Origin of the sequence: Variovorax sp. (genome assembly GCF_965279555.1) — a bacterium.
In the GTDB taxonomy this organism is placed as follows: Bacteria; Pseudomonadota; Gammaproteobacteria; order Burkholderiales; family Burkholderiaceae_C; genus Variovorax.
In genome coordinates, this window is sequence record NZ_OZ257247.1 from 972806 (window position 1) to 993661 (window position 20856).

18 protein-coding genes and 1 pseudogene are annotated in these 20856 nt (G+C 66.5%); 12 read left to right on the forward strand and 7 right to left on the reverse strand.

Annotated features, from left to right (window positions below; translation table 11 throughout):
• Positions 1–14 precede the first annotated feature (14 nt).
• The 11 genes from ggt (at position 15) to ntrC (ending at position 12063) form a co-directional block, all read left to right on the forward strand.
• On the forward strand, positions 15–1751 hold the full coding sequence (gene ggt, locus ACQY8B_RS04785; RefSeq protein WP_422085645.1) for a gamma-glutamyltransferase: 1737 nt from the start codon (positions 15–17) through the stop codon (positions 1749–1751).
• Between the two features lie 61 nt (positions 1752–1812).
• A complete protein-coding gene (locus ACQY8B_RS04790; protein ID WP_422085646.1) occupies positions 1813–2562 on the forward strand; it encodes a pseudouridine synthase in 750 nt (249 codons plus the stop codon).
• Between the two features lie 94 nt (positions 2563–2656).
• Complete coding sequence (locus tag ACQY8B_RS04795) at positions 2657–3664, forward strand: YncE family protein (protein WP_422085647.1); 1008 nt, start codon at positions 2657–2659, stop codon at positions 3662–3664.
• Entirely contained in the window at positions 3648–4463 is an 816-nt protein-coding gene (locus tag ACQY8B_RS04800) for a polysaccharide deacetylase family protein (RefSeq protein ID WP_422085648.1), read from the forward strand. The genes ACQY8B_RS04795 and ACQY8B_RS04800 overlap by 17 nt, the downstream gene beginning before the upstream one ends.
• Before the next feature lie 9 nt (positions 4464–4472).
• Entirely contained in the window at positions 4473–5447 is a 975-nt protein-coding gene (locus ACQY8B_RS04805; RefSeq protein ID WP_422085649.1) for a sterol desaturase family protein, read from the forward strand.
• Between the two features lie 50 nt (positions 5448–5497).
• Positions 5498–6388: an EI24 domain-containing protein gene (locus ACQY8B_RS04810; protein ID WP_422085650.1), complete on the forward strand. Its 891-nt coding sequence runs from the start codon at positions 5498–5500 to the stop codon at positions 6386–6388.
• Entirely contained in the window at positions 6385–7185 is an 801-nt protein-coding gene (locus ACQY8B_RS04815) for a competence/damage-inducible protein A (RefSeq protein WP_422085651.1), read from the forward strand. Before ACQY8B_RS04810 ends, ACQY8B_RS04815 begins: the two co-directional genes overlap by 4 nt.
• 146 nt (positions 7186–7331) lie before the next feature.
• A complete protein-coding gene (gene glnA / locus ACQY8B_RS04820; protein ID WP_081271312.1) occupies positions 7332–8747 on the forward strand; it encodes a type I glutamate--ammonia ligase in 1416 nt (471 codons plus the stop codon).
• Between the two features lie 140 nt (positions 8748–8887).
• Complete coding sequence (locus tag ACQY8B_RS04825) at positions 8888–9397, forward strand: hypothetical protein (protein WP_422085652.1); 510 nt, start codon at positions 8888–8890, stop codon at positions 9395–9397.
• 26 nt (positions 9398–9423) lie between these two features.
• Entirely contained in the window at positions 9424–10503 is a 1080-nt protein-coding gene (gene glnL / locus ACQY8B_RS04830) for a nitrogen regulation protein NR(II) (RefSeq protein ID WP_422085653.1), read from the forward strand.
• 27 nt (positions 10504–10530) lie between these two features.
• A complete protein-coding gene (gene ntrC, locus ACQY8B_RS04835) occupies positions 10531–12063 on the forward strand; it encodes a nitrogen regulation protein NR(I) (protein ID WP_422085654.1) in 1533 nt (510 codons plus the stop codon).
• Between the two features lie 46 nt (positions 12064–12109).
• Here ntrC and ACQY8B_RS04840 read toward each other — a convergent pair whose 3' ends face one another.
• The 7 genes and pseudogenes from ACQY8B_RS04840 to ACQY8B_RS04870 all read right to left on the reverse strand — a co-directional run bounded on the left by ACQY8B_RS04840 (position 12110) and on the right by ACQY8B_RS04870 (position 19362).
• The gene (locus ACQY8B_RS04840) at positions 12110–12661 is read right to left on the reverse strand and encodes a hypothetical protein (protein ID WP_422085655.1); all 552 of its coding nucleotides are present in this window, start codon (positions 12659–12661) and stop codon (positions 12110–12112) included.
• Positions 12662–12665: 4 nt separating this feature from the next.
• Positions 12666–13451 (reverse strand): exodeoxyribonuclease III, encoded by a 786-nt coding sequence (xth, locus tag ACQY8B_RS04845; protein ID WP_422085656.1) that lies wholly within the window; start codon positions 13449–13451, stop codon positions 12666–12668.
• Between the two features lie 136 nt (positions 13452–13587).
• Complete coding sequence (locus ACQY8B_RS04850; protein ID WP_422085657.1) at positions 13588–14754, reverse strand: mandelate racemase/muconate lactonizing enzyme family protein; 1167 nt, start codon at positions 14752–14754, stop codon at positions 13588–13590.
• A gap of 35 nt (positions 14755–14789) precedes the next feature.
• Positions 14790–15008 (reverse strand): annotated as a pseudogene (locus tag ACQY8B_RS04855) (SDR family oxidoreductase); the annotation flags it as partial.
• Between the two features lie 481 nt (positions 15009–15489).
• Positions 15490–17874 (reverse strand): LPS-assembly protein LptD, encoded by a 2385-nt coding sequence (locus tag ACQY8B_RS04860; RefSeq protein WP_422085658.1) that lies wholly within the window; start codon positions 17872–17874, stop codon positions 15490–15492.
• A 35-nt stretch (positions 17875–17909) separates the two neighbouring features.
• Positions 17910–18599, reverse strand: a complete 690-nt coding sequence (locus ACQY8B_RS04865) for a response regulator (RefSeq protein ID WP_422085659.1) — start codon at positions 18597–18599, stop codon at positions 17910–17912.
• Between the two features lie 4 nt (positions 18600–18603).
• On the reverse strand, positions 18604–19362 hold the full coding sequence (locus tag ACQY8B_RS04870; protein ID WP_422085660.1) for a nuclease-related domain-containing protein: 759 nt from the start codon (positions 19360–19362) through the stop codon (positions 18604–18606).
• A 265-nt stretch (positions 19363–19627) separates the two neighbouring features.
• Between ACQY8B_RS04870 and ACQY8B_RS04875 the strand changes: the two genes are divergently transcribed.
• The gene (locus ACQY8B_RS04875) at positions 19628–20785 is read left to right on the forward strand and encodes a porin (protein ID WP_422085661.1); all 1158 of its coding nucleotides are present in this window, start codon (positions 19628–19630) and stop codon (positions 20783–20785) included.
• The last annotated feature ends 71 nt before the right edge of the window (positions 20786–20856 follow it).

The window sequence follows — 20856 nt, forward strand, 5'->3', positions numbered from 1 at the left end:
GAGGAGACTCCTACATGCAAAAAATCCACTGGACACCGAAGCTGCGTGCCGCCGTCACGGCGGTGCTCGCGCTGGCGGCTGCCGGCGCGTCGAATGCCGCATCGATGGCGCCTGTCGCGGCCGAGAACGGCATGGTCGTGAGTGCGCAGCACCTGGCAAGCAAGGTCGGCGTCGACGTGCTCAAGCGCGGCGGCAATGCCGTCGACGCGGCAGTGGCCGTGGGCTATGCGCTGGCCGTGGTGTACCCGGCCGCGGGCAATCTTGGCGGCGGCGGCTTCATGACCGTGCAACTGGCAGACGGCCGCAAGACCTTCCTCGACTTCCGCGAGAAGGCGCCGCTGGCCGCGACGCCCAACATGTACCTCGACAAGGACGGCAACGTCATCAAGGGCCTGAGCACCAAGGGCCACCTCGCCGTGGGCGTGCCGGGAAGCGTCTCGGGCATGGAATACGCGCGCGAGAAGTACGGCACCATGAAGCGCGGCGAACTGCTCGCCCCGTCGATCCAGCTGGCCGAGAAGGGCTTCGCGCTGGAGCAGGGCGACATCGACCTGCTCGGCACCGCCACGGCCGACTTCAAGGAAGACCCGGCTTCGGCCGCCATCTTCCTGAACAAGGGCGAGCCCTACAAGGTGGGCGACAAGCTGGTGCAGAAAGACCTGGCCAAGACGCTGCGCGAGATCAGCGCCAAGGGCGCCGACGGCTTCTACAAGGGCTGGGTCGGCAATGCCATCGTGGCGTCCAGCCAGGGCGGCAAGGGCCTGATCACGCAGGCCGACCTCGACCAATACAAGACGCGCGAACTCCCGCCGGTGGAGTGCGACTACCGCGGCTACCACGTCGTGTCGGCGCCCCCGCCGAGTTCGGGCGGCGTGATCATCTGCGAGATGCTCAACATCCTCGAGGGCTATCCGCTCAAGGACCTGGGCTACCACTCGGCACAGGCCGTGCACTACCAGATCGAAGCCATGCGCCACGCCTACGTGGACCGCAACAGCTACCTGGGCGACCCGGACTTCGTGAAGAACCCGCTCGAGCGCCTGCTCGACAAGGGCTACGCCGAGAAGATCCGCGCCGTCATCGACCCCAAGAAGGCCGGCATCTCGAAGGACATCAAGCCCGGGGTCGCGCCTCATGAAGGCAGCAACACCACCCACTACTCGATCGCCGACAAGTGGGGCAACGCGGTCTCGGTGACCTACACGCTGAACGACTGGTTCGGCGCCAAGATCACCGCCGCCAAGACCGGCGTGCTGCTGAACGACGAGATGGACGACTTCACCTCGAAGGTGGGCGTGCCCAACCTGTACGGCCTGGTGCAGGGGGAGGCCAACAAGATCGAGCCGGGCAAGCGCCCGCTGAGCTCGATGAGCCCGACCATCGTGACCAAGGACGGCAAGCCCGTGATGGTGGTCGGCACCCCGGGCGGCAGCCGCATCATCACGGCGGTGATGCTGACCATGATCAACGCCATCGACTACGGCATGACCGTGCAGGAAGCCGTCGATGCCCCGCGCTTCCACCAGCAGTGGCTGCCCGACGTCACCAACGTCGAAACCTATGCGCTGAGCCCCGACACCCGCAAGATCCTGACCGACATGGGCCACAACCTGGGCGTGCCGCAGCCGGCCAACCACCTTGCGGCCATCATCGTCGGCGCACCGTCCCTGGGCGGCAAGCCGGTCGGCAACAACCGCTTCTACGGCGCCAACGACCCCCGCCGCAACACCGGCCTGGCAGCGGGCTACTGATCCTGCGGCACACTTGAAGGCGGTCGCGCCCTTGTCGGCGCGGCCGCTTTTTTCATTTTTCATGCACCTGCAAGACATCCTCTACACCCAGGGCTTCGGCACGCGCCGCGTGTGCGCGGGGCTGGTCCAGCAAGGCCACGTGACCGTCGGCGGCCAGGCGGTGACCGACCCCTTCGCCGATCTCGACCCCGAGGGGCTTCTATACACGGTCCAGGGCACCGCCTGGGCCTACCACGAGAAGGCCTACCTGATGCTGCACAAGCCGGCCGGCACCGAGTGCTCGCAGAAGCCCTCCACCTACCCGAGCATCTACACGCTGCTGCCGTCGCCGCTGCGCCTGCGCCCCAACAAGGGGGCGGTGCAGGGCGTGCAGGCCATCGGCCGCCTCGACCAGGACACCACCGGCTTGCTGCTCCTGACCGACGACGGCCAGTTCATCCACAAGATGGGCTCGCCCAAGCACCACGTGCCCAAGGTCTACGAGGTCACGGCCAAGCATCCCGTGGACGAGGCGCAGATCGCGAAGCTGCTGGCCGGCGTGGTGCTCGACGACGACCCGAAGCCCGTGCGCGCCGCCGCCTGCGAGTCCGACAGCCCGCTGCACCTGCGCCTCACCCTCACCGAGGGCAAGTACCACCAGGTCAAGCGCATGCTGGCCGCGGTCGGCAACCGGGTCGAGGGGCTGCACCGCTCGCGCATCGGCGACCTCGCGCTGCCGGAAGACCTGGCGCCTGGGCAGTGGCGCTGGCTCACCGCCGAGCAGGTCGCCGCGCTGCGCGCGCCGGCCAAGTCCGCCAAACTTTCCAGGTAACAGGCGCGGGCCGCAGGGAGAAAGACGGGCTTCCAGGTCAGCCAGTCTTAATGCTCGACCGTTAAGATCGCCAGCTCTCTCTCGGAACCTTCCCTTGCGACTTCCTGCCCGCCCGAACGGCCGCATCGCGGCCTTCCTGTTTTCCTGCATGACGGCCCTGGCGGCACACACCGCCGCCGCCGCGCCAGCAGAGCCTCCCCCGATCTTCGTGCTCAACTCGCTGGATGCCAGCGTGAGCGTGATCAACCCGGTCGACTGGAGCGAAAAACAACGCATCACCACCGGCAAGGAGCCGCACCACATCTACATGACGCCCGACGAGAAGTCGGTCATCGTGGCCAATTCGGCGGGCGACTCGCTGACCTTCCTCAACCCCCGCACGGCCGAGGTGCAGCGGGTGGTCTACGGCATCATCGATCCGTACCAGCTGCAGTTCTCGCGCGACATGAAGTGGTTCGTCACGGCGGGCAACCGCCTGAACCACGTCGACGTCTACCGCTGGGACGGCAAGGACCTCAAGCTGGCCAAGCGCATCGCCACCGGCAAGACGCCCAGCCACATCTGGATCGACAACACCAGCACCATCGCCTACGTGACGATGCAGGACAGCGACGAGATGATCGCCGTCGACCTGCCCACTCAGGCCATCAAATGGCGCACCACCACCGGCCCGATGCCCGCCGACATCTTCGGCATCCACAACGACAAGACGCTGCTCGTGGGCCTGACCGGCGGCGACGGCGTGCAGGTGTTCGACGTGGAGGGCGCGCAGCCCAAGCTGGTCGGCAAGATCCCCACCGGCAAGGGCGCCCACGCCTTCCGCTCGGCCGGCGACGGCAAGACCGTTTTCGTGAGCAACCGCGTGGCCAACACCATCAGCCGCATCGACCTGGCGACGCTCAAGGTCGTGGCCAGCTATGCCGTGCCCGGCGGCCCCGACTGCATGGACGTGTCGGCCGACGGCAAGACGCTGTACGTGACCTCGCGCTGGGCCAAGAAGCTCACCGTGGTCGACCTCGTCGCCCAGAAGGTCGTGCGGCAGGTCAATGTGGGACGCTCCCCGCACGGCGTCTGGACGCTGGACCATGGCAAACGCACGTAGGCGCGCCAGCGCGGCCGTGCTGCTGGCGCTGGCCTGCGGCACGGTGGTGCCGGGTGCCTGGGCGCAGCAGCAGGCCGCCACTTGCGAAAAGCCGGTCTACCTGACCTTCGACACGGGCCACATGGGTATCGCCCCGCTGGTGGCCGACGTGCTCAAGCGGCAGAACGTGCGCGTCACCTTCTTCGCCGCCGCCGAGCGCACCCAGACCGACGGCGACAGCCTCGACGACCACTGGGCGCCCTGGTGGAAGGCGAGGGCGGCCGAAGGCAACGAATTCGGCTCCCACACCTACGACCACGCCTACTGGCGCGCCGACGTCAAGGGCACGCCGCCGAGCTTCCGCATCAAGCCCTCGGCCGGCCCGCAGAACGGCAAGGAATCGACCTGGAGCGCGGCCGAGTACTGCGCCAACATTCGCAAGTCGTCCGACCGGCTGGCTGCCATCACCGGCAAGAAGCCGCTGCCGCTGTACCGCGCGCCGGGCGGCAAGACCTCGCCCGCGCTGCTGGCGGCAGCCGAGGGCTGCGGCTACAAGTACGTCGGCTGGGCGCCCGCCGGCTTCCTCGGCGACGAACTGCCGAGCGAGAAGTTCAGCAACGCGAAGCTGCTCACGCAGGCGCTCGACACCATCCGCCCCGGCGACATCCTGCTCGCGCACCTGGGCATCTGGTCGCGCAAGGACCCGTGGGCGCCGGCCAACCTCGAGCCGCTGATCGTCGGCCTCAAGGCCAAGGGTTTCTGTTTCCAAACGCTGCGCCAGCATCCGGACTACCGCGCCTGGATCGCATCCCACTCCTGAGTTCGCGCCATGATCGATTGGTTGACTGACGCTTTTTCCGCCCTGCAGGGCTGGTTCTTCGAGGCCGTGGTGCAGCCGCTGGTGTTTGCCGTCGGCCTCGGCGGCTGGACCGAGGACGCTTTCGATGCCACCGGCTGGCTGCTGGTCGGGGTCATCCAGATCCTGGTGCTGATCGCCATCATCGGGCCGCTGCAGCGCTGGCGCTCGGTGGAGCCCGTGGTCGACCGCCACGCCATTCGCATCGACGTGCTGTACACGCTGATCCACCGGCTCGGCCTGTTCCGGCTGGCGATCTTCTTCACGCTGCAGCCTTTCTTCGACGACGCCATGGGCAGCCTGCGCACGGCGGGGTGGGGCACCCTGCACCTCGACGAGGTGTGGCCCGGCGTGACCGACGTGCCGGTGATCGCTTTCGCGATCTACCTCGTGGTGCTCGACTTCGTCGGCTACTGGATCCACCGCGGCCAGCACCAGTTCAACTGGTGGTGGGGCCTGCACTCTCTGCACCACTCGCAGCGCCAGATGACGATGTGGAGCGACGACCGCAACCATTTGCTCGACGACATCGTCCACGACACGCTCATCGTCATCGTGGCGCAACTCATCGGCGTGGCGCCGGGGCAGTTCATCGCCTTCGTGGCCTTCACCCAGCTCAGCGAGAGCCTGCAGCACGCCAACCTGCGGCTGAGCTTCGGCGCCATCGGCGAGCGGCTGTGGATCAGCCCGCGTTTCCACCGGCTGCACCACAGCATCGGGCTGGGCCACGAATCGAACGGCAGGAGCACGCTCGGCGGCCATAACTTCGGCGTACTGCTGCCCTGGTGGGACATGATGTTCGGCACCGCCAACTTCGAGAACCGCTACGACCCCACCGGCATCCGCGACCAGGTGGAGCCCGGCGCCGACGGCCGCGTGCGCGAGTACGGCCGGGGGTTCTGGGCACAGCAGTGGCTCGGCCTGAAGCGAATGGTCGGGCGCGCTTGAGGGTCACCGGCCCCTGACGGCGCCGTCCCAGGCGTTATCCTCGCTGCCTCATGCGCCTGCTCCTCGACTCCTTCTGGCGCGCGGTCGCCTATTGCATGCTGCCGCGCGTGATCGTGCTGTCGCTGCTGCCCCTGGCGTTGATGGTGGTGCTCACCGCGGGGCTCGGCTATTTCTACTGGGAAGCCGCCGTGGCCTGGACGCGCGGCGCGCTCGATGCGTGGCCGCTGCTGGCCGGCTTCTGGGCCTGGATCGGCCGGCTTTTCTCGGGCGACGTGACGGCCATGCTGGCGCCGCTGGTCGTGGTGTTTGCCGCCACGCCGCTGATCGTGGTGGTTTCGCTGCTCATCGTGGCCGGTTTCATGGCCCCCGCGCTGACCCGGCTGGTGGGCGAGCGCCGCTTTCCCTCGCTGGAGCAGAAGAAGGGCGCCTCTTTCTTCGGCAGCGTGGCCCGATCGCTCGCAGTTACCATCCTGGCGCTGGTCGCCCTCGTGGTTTCGATGCCGCTGTGGCTCATTCCACCACTCGTGCTCATCTTGCCGCCGCTCATCTGGGGCTGGCTCACCTACCGCGTCATGAGTTTCGACGCGCTGGCCGAGCATGCCAGCCCCGAGGAGCGCGCCACCCTGCTGCGCACCCACCGGCTGCCGCTGCTGTGCGTGGGCGTGCTGTGCGGCTACCTGGGCGCGGCGCCGAGCATCGTCTGGGCCTCGGGCCTGCTGTTCGCCGCCGCCTTCTTCGTGCTGGTGCCGATCGCCATCTGGATCTACACACTGGTCTTTGCCTTTTCGGCGCTCTGGTTCGCGCACTACTGCCTCGACGCGCTCGCGCAACTGCGTGCCCAGCGCGCGGTGGCCGCGGCGGCATCGGGCGCTGGCGGCGCCCCGGCCCTCGAGGTCGCGGAAGCCAACAGGGCCGCTCTTTCTCAATGGGGTTCACCATGACACGCGCATTCGGTCTCATCGTCGTCGGCGACGAGATCCTCTCCGGCAAGCGGGCCGACAAGCACATGGCCAAGGTCATCGAACTGCTCGCCGCACGCGGCCTGCAGCTCAGCTGGGCCGAATACGTGGGCGACGAGCCCGCGCGCATCACCGCCGCGCTCGAGCGGGCCTTCGCTTCGGGCGACGTCGTCTTCTCGACCGGCGGCATCGGCGCCACGCCCGACGACCACACTCGCCAATGCGCCGCCAAGGCCCTGCGCGTGCCGCTGGCGCTGCACCCCGAGGCCGAGCTGCTGATCCGGGAGCGCATGCAGGACACCGCGCGCGAGCAGGGCGTGCCCTACGAGCCCGACCGCTCCGACAACGTGCATCGGCTCAACATGGGCGTGTTCCCGCAGGGCGCCACGCTCATCCTCAACCCGTACAACAAGATCCCCGGCTTCAGCGTCGGCGACGTGCACTTCGTGCCGGGCTTCCCGGTCATGGCCTGGCCGATGATCGAGTCCGTGCTCGACGCCCGCTATGCCGACCTGTTCACCCGCAACGCGGTCGCCGAGAAGTCGGTGATCGTTTTCGGTGCCATGGAGGCCACCCTGACCCCGCTGATGCAGGCCATCGAAGACACGCATGCCGGCGTCAAGGTGTTCAGCCTGCCCAGCGTCGACCACCCCCAATACGGGCGGCACATCGAGCTGGGCGTGAAGGGCGACCCTGGCCGGCTCGATGCCGCCTACGCCCAGCTGATCGAAGGCCTGCACACCTTTGATGCCAAGCTAGGCCCTGAATTGGTGCGCTAATTCATATTGCACCAATTTGGTGATATTTACTGGCTATTTGTGGTTCGCTTTGGTGAACAAGGCCTCAGCCAGTGAGGTGACAATGGCACAGAAACTGCATCCCTCGTCCCTGTATTCCTAACCACCATCCAACTCAGGAGAAACTGATGGCAAAGACCGTCGCCGATGTACTCAAGCTCGTCAAGGAAAACGAGGTCAAGTTCGTCGACTTCCGCTTCACCGACACCCGCGGCAAAGAGCAGCACGTGACCGTGCCGGTCTCGGCTTTCGATGAAGACAAATTCACCTCGGGCCACGCATTCGACGGCTCGTCCATCGCCGGCTGGAAGGGTATCGAAGCCTCGGACATGCAGCTCATGCCCGACCCCAACACCGCCAACATCGATCCCTTCTTCGAAGAAACGACGCTGATCCTGACCTGCGACGTGATCGACCCCGCCGACGGCAAGGCCTACGAGCGCGATCCGCGTTCGCTCGCCAAGCGCGCCGAGGCGTACATGAAGGCTTCGGGCCTGGGCGACACCGCCTTCTTCGGTCCGGAACCCGAATTCTTCGTGTTCGACGGCGTCCGCTGGAAGAACGACATGTCGGGCTGCTTCGTGAAGATCGAGTCCGAAGAAGCCTCGTGGAACACCGACAAGGAATACGAGCACGGCAACACCGGCCACCGTCCCGCGGTCAAGGGCGGCTACTTCCCGGTTCCCCCGGTCGACAGCTTCCAGGACATGCGCTCGGAAATGTGCCTGGTGCTCGAATCGCTCGGCATCCCGGTCGAAGTGCATCACCATGAAGTGGCCAACGCCGGCCAGATGGAACTCGGCACCAAGTTCAGCACGCTGGTCCAGCGCGCCGACTGGGTCCAGCTGCAGAAGTACGTGATCCACAACGTGGCCCATGCCTACGGCAAGACGGCCACCTTCATGCCCAAGCCCATCGTCGGCGACAACGGCTCCGGCATGCACGTGCACCAGTCGGTCTGGAAGGACGGCAAGAACCTGTTCGCAGGCGATGGCTACGCAGGCCTGTCGGACTTCGCGCTGCACTACATCGGCGGCATCATCAAGCACGCCCGTGCCCTGAACGCCATCACGAACCCCGGCACCAACAGCTACAAGCGCCTGGTGCCCGGCTTCGAAGCCCCGGTCAAGCTGGCCTACTCGGCCAAGAACCGCTCGGCCTCGATCCGCATCCCGTTCGTGGCCAACCCGAAGGGCCGCCGCGTCGAAGCGCGCTTCCCCGATCCGCTGATGAACCCGTACCTGGGCTTCGCCGCGCTGCTGATGGCCGGCCTGGACGGCGTGGAAAACAAGATCCATCCGGGCGAAGCCGCCAGCAAGGACCTGTACCACCTGCCGCCGGAAGAAGACGCGCTGATCCCGACCGTCTGCCACAGCCTCGACCAGGCCCTGGAATACCTGGACAAGGACCGTGCGTTCCTGACCAAGGGCGGCGTGTTCACCGACGCGTACATCGACGCGTACATCGAACTGAAGATGCAGGAAGTCACGCGCTTCCGCATGGCGACGCACCCCGTCGAGTTCGACATGTACTACTCGCTCTGATCGACGAGCAAGCAGCCTTCACAGGCATGTAAGTCAAAAGGACGGCCTCGGCCGTCCTTTTTCCTTGGGGCGGAACATCGGGGCTCCGGGTGCGTCGAATTGCATGAAAATGCGCCTTTGTCGCGCCTCCATAGATACACATGAAGACAGCTTCTCTCTTTTTCCTGGCCGGTTCAGTCCTGATCGCGTTGCCGGCGGTTGCGCAGGAACGCGTCTGGCGCTGCGGCAACGAATACACGAACAACGCGACCGTGGCCCAGCAAAAGGGCTGCAAGGTCCTCGAAGGCGGCAACGTCACGGTGGTGCAGGGCACCCGGGCCTCGGGGGGCGGATCGGCATCGTCGTCGGGCGCTTCCACGGCGGCGCGCGCGCCGGCCGGCAGCCCGCGTGTCGAAGGCGTCGACCAGCGCGCCCGCGACGGCGAGGCCCGCTCCGTGCTCGAGTCCGAGCTAAAGAAGGCCGAGGCCCGCCAGGCCGAGCTGCTGAAGGACTACAACAACGGCGAGCCCGAGAAACAGGGCAGCGAAGGCCGCAACTACCAGAAGTACCTCGACCGCGTGGCCGACATGAAGGCCGAGATCGCGCGCAACGAGAGCGACATCGCAGGCATCCGCCGCGAAATCAACCGGCTGCCGCCCCGGCAGCAATAACCAGCAAGCGCAAGCAAGAAACCTCTATGGCATTCGGGAAGAAGGCGACCGGCGCCAATCCGCGCTTCCAGTCCTTCGACCTGCTGTCCACCCTGATCGCGGTGGTCAACAGCAACGGCTCCGTGCTGTTTGCCAACGCAGGCCTCGAAGACGCACTCGGCACCTCGCGCCGCACGCTGGAAGGCTCGCAGTTCGGCGCGTGCTTTCATGAGCCGCAGGTGCTGCGCACCGCCATCGACGGCGCGAGCAGCAACGACTTTGCAACGCTGCGCTACGAGGCCTTCCTGCGCCGCGTCAACCACGAGCTCATGCCCGTGCAGGTCACGCTCGCGCAGGGCGACAAGAAGGGCGAGCTCATCATCGAGATGTCGCCGCTCGAGCAGCAGGTGCGGCAGGACCGCGAAGAGCGCCTCATCGACCAGGCGCAGGCGAACAAGGAACTCATCCGCAACCTCGCGCATGAGATCAAGAATCCGCTGGGCGGTATTCGCGGCGCGGCGCAGCTGCTGCAGATGGAGGTCGAGTCGCGCGACCTCATCGAATACACCCAGGTCATCATCCACGAGGCCGACCGGCTGCAGACGCTGGTCGACCGCCTGCTGGCGCCGCACCGCCGTCCTCACGTGGTGGGCGACGTCAACATCCACGAAGTGTGCGAGCGCGTGCGCTCCGTCATCCTCGCGGAGTTCCCGCGCGACCTGCACATCGAGCGCGACTTCGACGTTTCCATTCCCGAATTCCGCGGCGACCGCGAGCAGCTCATCCAGGCCACGCTCAACATCGTCCACAACGCCGCACAGGCCCTGGCCGAGCGCCGCGCGGCGGGCGATGCGCAGATCACTTTCAAGACCCGCGTGGCCCGCCAGGTGATCTTCAACAAGCAGTGGTATCGACTGGCACTGGAATTGCATGTAATCGACAATGGACCGGGTGTGCCGGACACGATCAAGGACCGCATCTTCTATCCGCTCGTATCGGGCAGGGAAGGCGGGACCGGGCTGGGATTGACGCTCGCGCAAACTTTTGTGCAACAGCATCACGGCGTGATCGAGTGCGACAGCGTCCCGGGCCGAACCGATTTCAAGATATTGATACCGCTGCCCTAGCGCAGCCACCGGCAACAGAGGAGATGCATGAAGCCGATCTGGATAGTTGATGACGACCAATCGATTCGCTTCGTGCTCGAGAAGGCTCTGCTGCGCGAAGATTTGCCCACGCGCAGTTTCACCAACACGCGCGAGGTGCTCGCCGCACTCGAGCAAGCCGCCGACGACGAACAGCAGGGCCCGCAAGTCCTGGTGAGCGACATCCGCATGCCCGGCGGTTCCGGGCTCGACCTGCTCGACAAGATCAAGGCCAAGCACCCGGGCCTGCCCGTCATCATCATGACGGCGTTCTCCGACCTCGACAGCGCCGTCTCGGCGTTCCAGGGCGGCGCCTTCGAATACCTGCCCAAGCCCTTCGACCTGCCCCGCGCGGTCGAGCTCATCCGCCGTGCCGTCGACGAAAGCCAGCGCGAGGAAGTGGCCGAGGAACGCATGGTCGCCGCGCCCGAAATGCTCGGACAGGCCCCCGCGATGCAGGACGTGTTCCGCGCCATCGGCCGGCTCTCGCAGAGCAACGTCACGGTGCTCATCACCGGCGAATCGGGTTCGGGCAAGGAACTGGTGGCGCGCGCGCTGCACAAGCATTCGCCGCGCGCCAACGGCCCCTTCGTGGCCATCAACACCGCAGCCATTCCCAAGGACCTGCTGGAGAGCGAACTCTTCGGCCACGAGCGCGGCGCCTTCACCGGCGCGCAGACCATGCGCCGCGGCCGCTTCGAGCAGGCCGAGGGCGGCACGCTCTTCCTCGACGAAATCGGCGACATGCCCTTCGACCTGCAGACGCGCCTGCTGCGCGTGCTGAGCGACGGCCATTTCTACCGCGTGGGCGGACACAACTCGGTGAAGGCCAATGTGCGCGTCATCGCCGCAACCCACCAGGACCTGGAGCAGCGCGTCAAGCTCGGCGGCTTCCGCGAAGACTTGTTCCACCGCCTCAACGTGATCCGCCTGCGCCTGCCGGCACTGCGCGAACGCGGAGAAGACGTGCCCGCGCTCACGCGCCACTTCCTGCAGGTGAGCGCGCGTCAGCTCGGCGTGGAGCCCAAGCGCATTTCCGATGCGGCGCTGACCAGGCTCGCGGCGTTCAGCTTCCCCGGCAACGTGCGCCAGCTCGAGAACATCTGCCACTGGCTGACGGTGATGGCGCCTGCCCAGTTGATCGAGGCCAAGGACCTGCCGCCCGAAGTAATGGCGGTGGGCACCGCGGCGGGAGAGGCGCACGCAGCGCCGGAAGCGGCTTTGCAGGCCCCGGCAGTCGCTAGCCCGCTGGCGGCGCCGCCGGTTGTCGGCGATGCGCCCGCTGTCGCGCATGTTCACTCCGAAGCCGTCGAAAGCCCCGCGCTGGTGAGCAACTGGGAAAGCGGCCTCGAGGTCGAGGCCCAGGCCCTGCTGGCTGCCGGCCGTACCGACGTGTGGGACGTGCTCTCGCGCCGCTTCGAGTCGAGGCTCATCCTCACCGCGCTGGCCAACACGCGCGGGCGGCGCATCGAGGCCGCGCAGAAGCTGGGCATCGGCCGCAACACCATCACCCGGAAGATCCAGGAACTCGGTATCGAATGAAGAAGGCCCCTCAGGGCCTTTTTCTTTGCCTCTGCCTGGTCGCCTGTTACCTGCTGCGCTGGCCCAGTGTCAGCGAGTCGATCTGGAACTTGCCGCTCTTGTCCCAGAGCCAGGTGTCGACATAGGTGTGCCCGCCGAGCTTGCCCGGGCTCGGCAGCGGCGATGTCGCCTTGATGAGCTCCGCGATCATCGGCGCCACTTCCGGCGCATGGCTCGGCGTGCGGCTGAAGGTCACGTTGACCACCTTGCCGCTCGCGTCTATGTCGGTCTCGACCACCACCACGGCATACACCAGCGGCGGGATCTTTCCCTTGTAGATGCGGTTGGCGTAGGCCTTGTAGATGTGCTGCGCGCCGATCTTGCGGTAGGCCCGCACGGCTGGCGTCTGCGCGGTGATGAGCCGCACCGTGGGCACGTCGCGGCTGCCGGGCGCGGCCTCGTCGGCGGGCGCCGTCGGCGTGCTCTTGCCGCCTTCTTCGGCCTTGTCCGCCGGCTTGAAGAGCGAGCACGACGCCAGCGCGAAGGCTGCCGCGGCAATGACCAGACAGCGGCAGGCCCGGCCCGCCGCGCTCGCTTCGATTCCCGCGCCCGCGTTCATCGGTTCAGGCGCTCTGGTCGAGGTCCAGCACCACGGGCGCGTGGTCGCTCGGCTTTTCCCATTTGCGCGGCACGCGGTCGACCACGCAGCCCTTCACGCGCGGCACCAGCGGCTCGCTCACCAGGATGTGGTCGATGCGCAGGCCGCGGTTCTTCTGGTAGCCCAGCATGCGGTAGTCCCACCACGAGTAGCTCTTCTCTGGCTGCTCGAACATGCGGAAGCTGTCCGTCAGGCCCAGGTCGAGCAACGCCTTGAAGTGGTTGCGCTCCTCGGTCGTGTGATGGATGGTTTCCTTCAGGCCCACCGGGTCGAAGCTGTCGCGGTCTTCCGGCGTGATGTTGAAGTCGCCCAGCAGCACGAGGTTCGGGTTGGCCACCATCTCCTGGCGCAGCCAGTCGCGCAGCGCGTCGAGCCACTTCATCTTGTATTCGAACTTGTCGCTGCCCGGCGCCTGGCCGTTCACGAAATAGCCGTTGACCACGCGCAGCGGGCCCGAGGGCGTTTCGACCGTGGCCGCGATCACGCGCGACTGGTCGTCGGTGAAGCCACCGATGTTCTTCACCACGTCGCGCGCCGGCGCGAGGCTCAGGATGGCGACGCCGTTGTAGGTTTTCTGGCCGAACACTGCCGCTTCATAGCCGGCCGACTTGAGCACCTCTAGCGGGAACTTGTCGTCGGTCATTTTCAGTTCCTGCAGGCACAGCACGTCGACAGGGTTGGCGATGAGCCAGTCGAGCACGTGCTGAAGGCGCGCGGTGAGGGAGTTGACGTTCCAGGTGGCTATCTTCATAGGGGCTTGCAACTTGTTGCTTTCGAAACAAGTCCTTGGATTTTTGCGATATATCTCGATGGCTGGCCGACCGGACGAGCGGGCGGCAGACCTCACAGCATATCGCGCAAACCCGGCGCCCTCGCGCCTGCGTGGCCTATGCGGCCAGCGCCCGCATCTGCGCAATCAGGTCGGCCTTGCCCTCGAAGCCGATGCCCGGCAGCGGCGGCAGCGTGACATAGCCGTTGTCGACCTTCACGCCATCGGGGAAACCGCCGTAGGGCTGGAACAGGTCCGGGTAGCTCTCGTTGCCGCCGAGGCCGAGGCCCGCCGCGATGGCCAGCGACATCTGGTGGCCGCCGTGTGGAATGCAGCGCGATGCCGACCAGCCGTTCTCCTTCAGCATGTCGAGCGTGCGCAGGTACTCCACCAGCCCGTAGCTCAGCGCGCAGTCGAACTGCAGCCAGTCGCGGTCGGGCCGCATGCCGCCGTGGCGGATCAGGTTGCGCGCGTCCTGCATCGAGAACAGGTTCTCGCCCGTGGCCATGGGGCCGGCATACACCTCGCCGAGCTTGGCCTGCAATTCGTAGTCGAGCGGGTCGCCGGCTTCCTCGTACCAGAACAGCGGGTACCGCGACAGCGCACGGCCGTAGTCGATGGCGGTCTGCAGGTCGAAGCGGCCGTTGGCATCCACCGCCAGTTGCTGGCCGGGGCCGAGGATCTTCAGCACCGACTCGATGCGGTCGCAGTCTTCGGCCAGCGTGGCGCCGCCGATCTTCATCTTCACCACCGAGTAGCCGCGCTCCAGGTAGCTGGTCATCTCGCGCTGCAGGCCTTCCACGCCCTTGCCGGGGTAGTAGTAGCCGCCCGCCGCGTAGACGAACACGCGCGGGTTCGGTGTGCCGGTGCCGTAGCGCTCGGCCAGCAGCTGGTAAAGCGGCTTGCCCGCGATCTTGGCGGTGGCGTCCCACACGGCCATGTCGATGGTGCCCACGGCCACTGAACGTTCGCCGTGGCCGCCGGGCTTCTCGTTGATCATCATGCGGGCCCAGATCTTGTGCGGATCGAGGTTCTCGCCGGTTTCGTCGAGCAGCGACGCGGGCTCGGCCTCGAGCAGGCGCGGCAGGAAGCGTTCGCGGATCAGCCCGCCCTGGCCGTAGCGGCCGTTCGAATTGAAGCCATAGCCGATGACCGGCTTGCCGTCGCGGATCACGTCGGTGACCACGGCCACCAGGCTCAGGGTCATCTTCGAGAAGTCGATGTAGGCGTTGCGGATGTCCGACTTGATGGGACGCGTGGACTCGAGGATGTTGACGATTTTCATGATCGGTCTGGGTGGATGGGAAAAGGAAGAAAGATTCAGCGGTGCAGAGACGAACCGCCGCAGATGGCGACGTCCTGCCCCGTGATGGCCGCCGCCGGCGGCGAAAGAAGAAAGCCCACGAGCGCCGCGATTTCCTCCGGCTGGATCAGCCGGCCGATGGGCGGCATGCGCGGCGCGCTGCCGGCGCGTGCCGGGTCCTGAAGCATCGATGTCTGCGTCGCGCCCGGCGACACCACGTTGACGGTCACGCCCTCTTCGGAAGCTGCCGGCGTGCGAGGCCGGGCTATAGTCTTGGTAGCCATTTTTGTGCGTTCCTTTAGAGGGTGTTGCACGAACTTGGTTAGACGGTCGGGGTGCTAGTTACACCTCGGCCGTCGCCTTTTGACACCTCGCATTTGCATCAGTGCTTCCGCACCGACGACCTGCCGCGAGGCGAGCAGCCTTCAAACATCTGGGTGGTGGGGGTGTGCGCCTTTCTTCTCCCCTTGGCGGGGTGCGGAGTGACAGGGGCATTCACTCTAGGGAAGAACTCCGCGAAATAGCCGATCCGCGCGGTATGAAGTCCCGCCGACCGCCAACAAATCGAGCAAAGCAGCGACGGCGCTCGTTGTGCGCAGGGCGCCGGGTGCTCCCCGCAGCGAAATAAAGGAGGAGGCCGCAGGCCGGGGGACATTCGCGGAGGGGAGTACCCGGTGGCCTGTGCACGCGCCCTGAACAAGCTCCTGAACAAGACCCTCAGTCGTAGTTCGTAAACCGGCCAGGCTGCTGCGTAGACTGGTTCAGCGGCTGATACCCCTGGATGTTCTGCAGCAGCGTGCTCGTCGGGTTCGAGCCGATGTTGCCGAAGCCGTTGAACTGGAGCTGGAACATCAGCCGCGTGTCGGGCGTCGTGCGCCCCGTAACCAGCCGCTCGAGCACGATGCGGCCCACCCAGCAGCATGCGTTGTACTCCGCGCCCACCAGGCTGTCCGACAACGCACGGTCGTGCAGGCTGTAGCTCAACCGGCCCACCGCATACCAGCGCCCCGGGTCTCCGGCCGACCTGCCCCCCATCAGCCCGCCCGTCAGGTCGCTCAGCGGCCACTGCCAGTTGAAGTCGACCGTCTTCGTGCCGTCGCTCGCCGTGGCGGTGCTGTCCGCCTGGTAGCGGAAGGCCGCGGTGAGCGTGTGGTACTGCGCCGGCGTGTAGCGCAGCGTGAGCGCGTCGCGCGTCGACTTGCCCGTGTCCATGTTGTATTGCGCCAGGCCGTCGATGCTCCACTTCGGGTTCCAGTGCACCTGCCCGCCGAAGATGAAGTCACCTGAGTGATCGGTCACGGCCGTACCACCCGGCAGCGTGACGTTCTGGTCGCTGACGCGAAAGCGCTGCGCAATGCCGAAGCGCGCCGACTCCGCGCCGGTGACCGGATCGATCAGCCGCGTGGTGACGCCGGTGGTGAGCGTGTTGGTGTCCGACACGCGGTCGTTGCCCGAGAACGCGTTCTCCGTGTAGAGCGTGGCAAAGCTGATGTCGTTGGCGGCCGTGTCGTACACCGGCAGCTGGCTCTGGTCGCGGTAGGGCGTGTGCACGTAGAACGCGCGGGGCTCGAGCGTCTGGCGCCAGGCGCTGCCGAAGAGGCTGGTGTCGCGCTCGAACACCAGGCCGCTGTCCAGGCTCACCGTCGGCACCACGCTGGTGATGCTGGTGCGGCCATCTGCCAGCGGCGATGCGAGCTGGTAGGAGGCCGTGTGCAGCAGCAGCTTCGGTATCACGTAGCCGCCCGGCGTGACCCATGGCCGGCTGATCTGCAGGTTGCCCACCACGCGCTCGCCGTCGGGCTGCTTGATGCCGTTGAGCGTGGGCGCATAGGCCGGGTCCACCTGGAATCGCGTGTAGTCCAGCGTGCCCGACACGTCCAGCCCGTGCCAGTCGTACCTGGTGTAGTTGGCCGTGACCTGCGGCACGCGGTTGTACGAAGGCGTGATGGGCGAGGCCGCGTACTGCAGCGTCTGGTAGGAGAGGGTGCGCGCCTGCCCGCTCCAGTCGCCCTTGGTCCAGTTGAGGTCGGCCTCGTTCGTGAGCTGGCGCGAAGTCAGCGTGGGTGTGTGCGAGAAGTCGCGCCAGTAGTCGTCGTCGCTCACGCGGTTGATGTTGAACGAGGTGCTCAGCGAATCGAGCCCGAAAGGCTTGGGATCGAACTTCTGGTCGTACTTGCCCCACAGGCCCCAGCGATTGCGGTCGCGCAGGCTGTCTACGGGCATCTCGTCGATGCGGATCTGGCCGCTGTAGTCCTTTTCGAGGAAGCGGAACTCGGTGCCCAGGTTCACGCCGCGGTTGCTCATGATCTCGGGGTAGAGCGTGAGGTCGCGGTTGGGCGCGATGTTCCAGTAGTACGGCTGCAGGTACTCGAAGCCGTTGGTGGTGTCGAAGCCGATCACCGGCGGCAGCAGGCCGCTCTGGCGTGCATTGTTCAGCGGAAAGCTCACCGACGGCAGCGAAGGCGTGGTGAGGCCCAGGAAGCTGATCTGCGCGTCGGTGGCGGTGGCCAGGCCGGTCTGGTTGTCGGTGGTCATGGTCACCGCGCTCAGCATCCATGCCGGCACCCAGCCGGCATAGTTCTCGCGCAGGCAGGTGGTGTAGGTGGCATGCCGCGCCACCGACACGTTCGGATCCACGAAGTCGATACGCTCGGCGTCGCCGTGCGCGCCGGTCTGCAGCAGCGTGTAGCGCACATGATTGAAGAAGCCCTCGAAGCTCTCGACCTTCAGTTGCAGCTCCGGGCCTTCGTACACATTGCCGGCCTGGTTCAGGTGCACGTTGCCGGTGGCCGTGGCCAGGTCGCCGGGCGGCTGGTAGGCAAGCCGGTCGGCGGTGATGCGGATGTCGCCGCGCCGCAGCGAGGCATCGCCTTGCACCACCACCTCGAGGTCGGGCCGACCGGAGATACGGTCGCCGTCCACCAGGCTCGGGCGCATGCCGCGCTCGGCCGGCGGGATGCTTTCGGCCAGCTGCGGCGTGCGTCGCAGCGTCATGGGTGCCTCGACCCAGCTCTCCTGCGCAGTGGCGCTGCGGGCGTGCAGCAAAAGCATGAGCGAAAGCGCCATCGAGGGCAGCGGCCAGCCGCGCCAGCGTGATTTCATGAGCAAGAGCGTTCCAGGAAGCCGGTGTGCGTGGTTCAGGCGTCCTGCCGGGTGCGGGATTCCCATGCGAAGCCGACGCCGTAGACCGAGCGGATCCAGTCGTGCGCCGCCGAGACGGTGGCGAGCTTCTTGCGCAGGTTCTTGATGTGCGTGTCGACCACGCGCTCGTTCACGTCCAGTGCCTCGGGGAAGGCGGCTTCCAGCAGCTTCGAGCGCGTGAGCACGCGCCCCGGCTCCTGCGACAGCGCGCGCAGCAGCAGCGATTCGCGGCGCGTCAGCGGCAGGTAGTGCCCGTCGAGGATCGCGCAGCCGCGCACGGCGCCAAAGGTGATCGGCACCACCGGACGCGTCACGCGCTGGCGCTGCGCATAGCGGCGCAGCACCACGTGGATTCGCACCGCCACCTCGCGCGGCGAAAAAGGCTTGCACACGTAGTCGTCGGCGCCCAGCTCGAAGCCGCGCAGCCGGTCGGCCTCTTCGCTGCGCGCCGTCAGCATGATGATGGGGTGGTCGCTGCGCGCGCGGACCTTCTCCAGTATCTGCAGCCCGCTGACATGCGGCAGCGCCACGTCGAGCAGCGTGAGTGCGGGCGGCTCGGTCAGGATCCGATGCAGCGCGACGGCGCCGTCTTCGATGTGTTCGATCTCATGGCCGGCATGGTGCAGCTCTTCGTGCAGCACCGACGCGGCCTCGCGCCCTTCCTCCACCAGCAAGATGCGGCTCATCGTGTCATTGCAAATTCAGCGCGCCGGGGTGCGCGGGGCGCACGTGCACGCGCGCGCTCTTCTCGCGGCTGTTGCGCATGTGGTCCTCGAGCGTCAGGTCGCCCTGCAGGCCGTCCAGCAGCCGCAGCGTGCGGTCGATCGCGGCATCGTCCAGCAGCGGATAGCCATGGTCGTTGTGCCCGTTGTTGCGCGCCACGCGGGCGATGTACGGCAGGTCTTGCGGCGTGATCACCGCGGTCGGCATCACGCCCTGGAGCTCGACGCCCTCGCAGGGCAGCAGCACGAAGTACTGCACCCGCAGGTCCGGCGGCAGCAGGTTGCGCAGGTGCGTGGTCTTGCGGCCGCACTGCCAGGCGGGGTCTTTCACCTCGCGTGCCAGCGAGTGGTCGTGCTGGCGCAGGAACCAGCGCGGCAGCGCACGCGCCGAGGTCTTGCGGTAGACCACCGCGTTGCGCCAGCCCTTCACCTCGAACAGGTAAATGCCGGCCTCGCAAACCAGCGTCACGTCGAAGCGGGCCGTGGGCACGGCGCTGCCTTCGTACATGGGAATGACGAGGTCCCGCCGCACATGCATGCGGCTGAAAGCGGGCCCGAATGCACCGCCGAGCTGCTGCATGGCCAACATGGTTGCCGTGTTGTTCGCCTGCGCGTCGTCGATGGAAAACGAGCGGCACGCATGCGCGTCGGATTCCGGCTGGGTGTGCCCCCGGGCGGCCAGCGTGAGCAGGGAACGGGTCGGGGCTTTGTGCAAGGCAGTGGTCATGTAAGGCTCCTTCGAACTTCAAGGATTGCGCAACTCCCGGGAGTCGCGGCTTCGGCATGCGCACATCTTTTCAAACGAATTGGGAGAAATTTGAAGGACTCGTGCAAAGCCTTCGCTCATTGCGTCGGCGCATGTCTGACGCGCGCGCACAACACTCGACTCGATGGAGAACGGATCTACCAATTTCCTCCGGATTTGAAAGAAACCATGCGTACAGCCGGTCGATACCGAGCGGCCGCATCAGACTTGAAACTGGAGAACCTGAATGAAGAAAACCCTCACGGCATTCGCTGCCCTGGCCGTCTGTGGCCTGGCCTCTGCCCAATCGTCCGTCACGCTGTTCGGTGTCGTCGACGCCGGCGTGACCTACCAGTCGAACACCGCGCGCGACACCGTCACGGGCCTGTCGAACAAGCAAAGCAAGTGGAGCCTGGGTAACTCCGGCTACAACTCCAGCCGCATCGGCTTTCGCGGCACCGAAGACCTCGGCGGCGGCCTGGCCGCGAGCTTCTGGCTCGAAGCGCCCATCACCAACGACGACGGCGCCACAGGCATCTCGACCTTCAGCCGCCGCTCCACCGTGAGCCTGTCGGGCGGCTTCGGCGAGCTGCGCCTGGGCCGCGACTACACGCCCACCTTCTGGAACGACACCGTGTTCGATCCGTTCGGCACCAACGGTTCGGGCACCAACGTGATCAGCACCGTCAGCGGCAACACCACCATCAACAACGCCAACTACGTGCGCGCCAGCAACTCGGTGGGCTACTTCCTGCCGCCGAACCTGGGCGGCTTCTACGGCCAGGTGCAGTACAGCTTCGCCGAGAACACCAGCACCAGCGCCACCAGCACCACGGCCGCGACCAGCAGCAGCGCCGGGCGCTACGTGGGCGGGCGTTTCGGCTATGCCAACGGTCCGCTGGACGTGGCGCTAGGCGTGGGCCAGAGCATCGCAGTGGACACCACCACGCTGGAGCGCAAGGTGCAGACCATCAACCTGGGTGCTTCGTACGACTTCGGCCCGGTCAAGCTGTTCGGCGAACTGTCGAGCGTGAAGAACAAGTTCGACACCGCGCTGGGCAACACGCACGACAGCTACAACGGCTACCTGATCGGCGCGACGGTGCCGGTGGGCGCTGGCCTGATCCGCGCGTCGTACTCGCAGGTTCGCTACAACGAAGGCACGGCCGGCATCACGGGCGAAGACCCGCTGGCACGCAAGCTGGCGATCGGCTACGTGCACAACCTGTCCAAGCGCACTGCGCTGTATGCGACGGTGGCGCGCGTGAACAACCGCAACGACGTGAACTACACGGGCGGCCTGGTGTCGGCCAGCACCACGGGCTACGGCAGCACCGGCGTGGGCTTCTCGGGCCTGCCGCGCTCGTCGACCGGCTACGACTTCGGCATCCGCCACGCGTTCTGAGGACTGATCCGCACGAAGAAAAAAAGAAGGGAGCGCTGCTCCCTTTTTTTGTGCCGACTCCGGCGTGGACA

Coding starts and splice junctions, on each gene's coding strand:
- ggt (WP_422085645.1), top strand. CDS start 15: ATGCAAAAAATCCACTGGACACCGAAGCTGCGTGCCGCCGTCACGGCG.
- ACQY8B_RS04790 (WP_422085646.1), top strand. CDS start 1,813: ATGCACCTGCAAGACATCCTCTACACCCAGGGCTTCGGCACGCGCCGC.
- ACQY8B_RS04800 (WP_422085648.1), top strand. CDS start 3,648: ATGGCAAACGCACGTAGGCGCGCCAGCGCGGCCGTGCTGCTGGCGCTG.
- ACQY8B_RS04805 (WP_422085649.1), top strand. CDS start 4,473: ATGATCGATTGGTTGACTGACGCTTTTTCCGCCCTGCAGGGCTGGTTC.
- ACQY8B_RS04810 (WP_422085650.1), top strand. CDS start 5,498: ATGCGCCTGCTCCTCGACTCCTTCTGGCGCGCGGTCGCCTATTGCATG.
- ACQY8B_RS04815 (WP_422085651.1), top strand. CDS start 6,385: ATGACACGCGCATTCGGTCTCATCGTCGTCGGCGACGAGATCCTCTCC.
- glnA (WP_081271312.1), top strand. CDS start 7,332: ATGGCAAAGACCGTCGCCGATGTACTCAAGCTCGTCAAGGAAAACGAG.
- ACQY8B_RS04825 (WP_422085652.1), top strand. CDS start 8,888: ATGAAGACAGCTTCTCTCTTTTTCCTGGCCGGTTCAGTCCTGATCGCG.
- glnL (WP_422085653.1), top strand. CDS start 9,424: ATGGCATTCGGGAAGAAGGCGACCGGCGCCAATCCGCGCTTCCAGTCC.
- ntrC (WP_422085654.1), top strand. CDS start 10,531: ATGAAGCCGATCTGGATAGTTGATGACGACCAATCGATTCGCTTCGTG.
- ACQY8B_RS04840 (WP_422085655.1), bottom strand. CDS start 12,661: ATGAACGCGGGCGCGGGAATCGAAGCGAGCGCGGCGGGCCGGGCCTGC.
- xth (WP_422085656.1), bottom strand. CDS start 13,451: ATGAAGATAGCCACCTGGAACGTCAACTCCCTCACCGCGCGCCTTCAG.
- ACQY8B_RS04850 (WP_422085657.1), bottom strand. CDS start 14,754: ATGAAAATCGTCAACATCCTCGAGTCCACGCGTCCCATCAAGTCGGAC.
- ACQY8B_RS04860 (WP_422085658.1), bottom strand. CDS start 17,874: ATGAAATCACGCTGGCGCGGCTGGCCGCTGCCCTCGATGGCGCTTTCG.
- ACQY8B_RS04865 (WP_422085659.1), bottom strand. CDS start 18,599: ATGAGCCGCATCTTGCTGGTGGAGGAAGGGCGCGAGGCCGCGTCGGTG.
- ACQY8B_RS04870 (WP_422085660.1), bottom strand. CDS start 19,362: ATGACCACTGCCTTGCACAAAGCCCCGACCCGTTCCCTGCTCACGCTG.
- ACQY8B_RS04875 (WP_422085661.1), top strand. CDS start 19,628: ATGAAGAAAACCCTCACGGCATTCGCTGCCCTGGCCGTCTGTGGCCTG.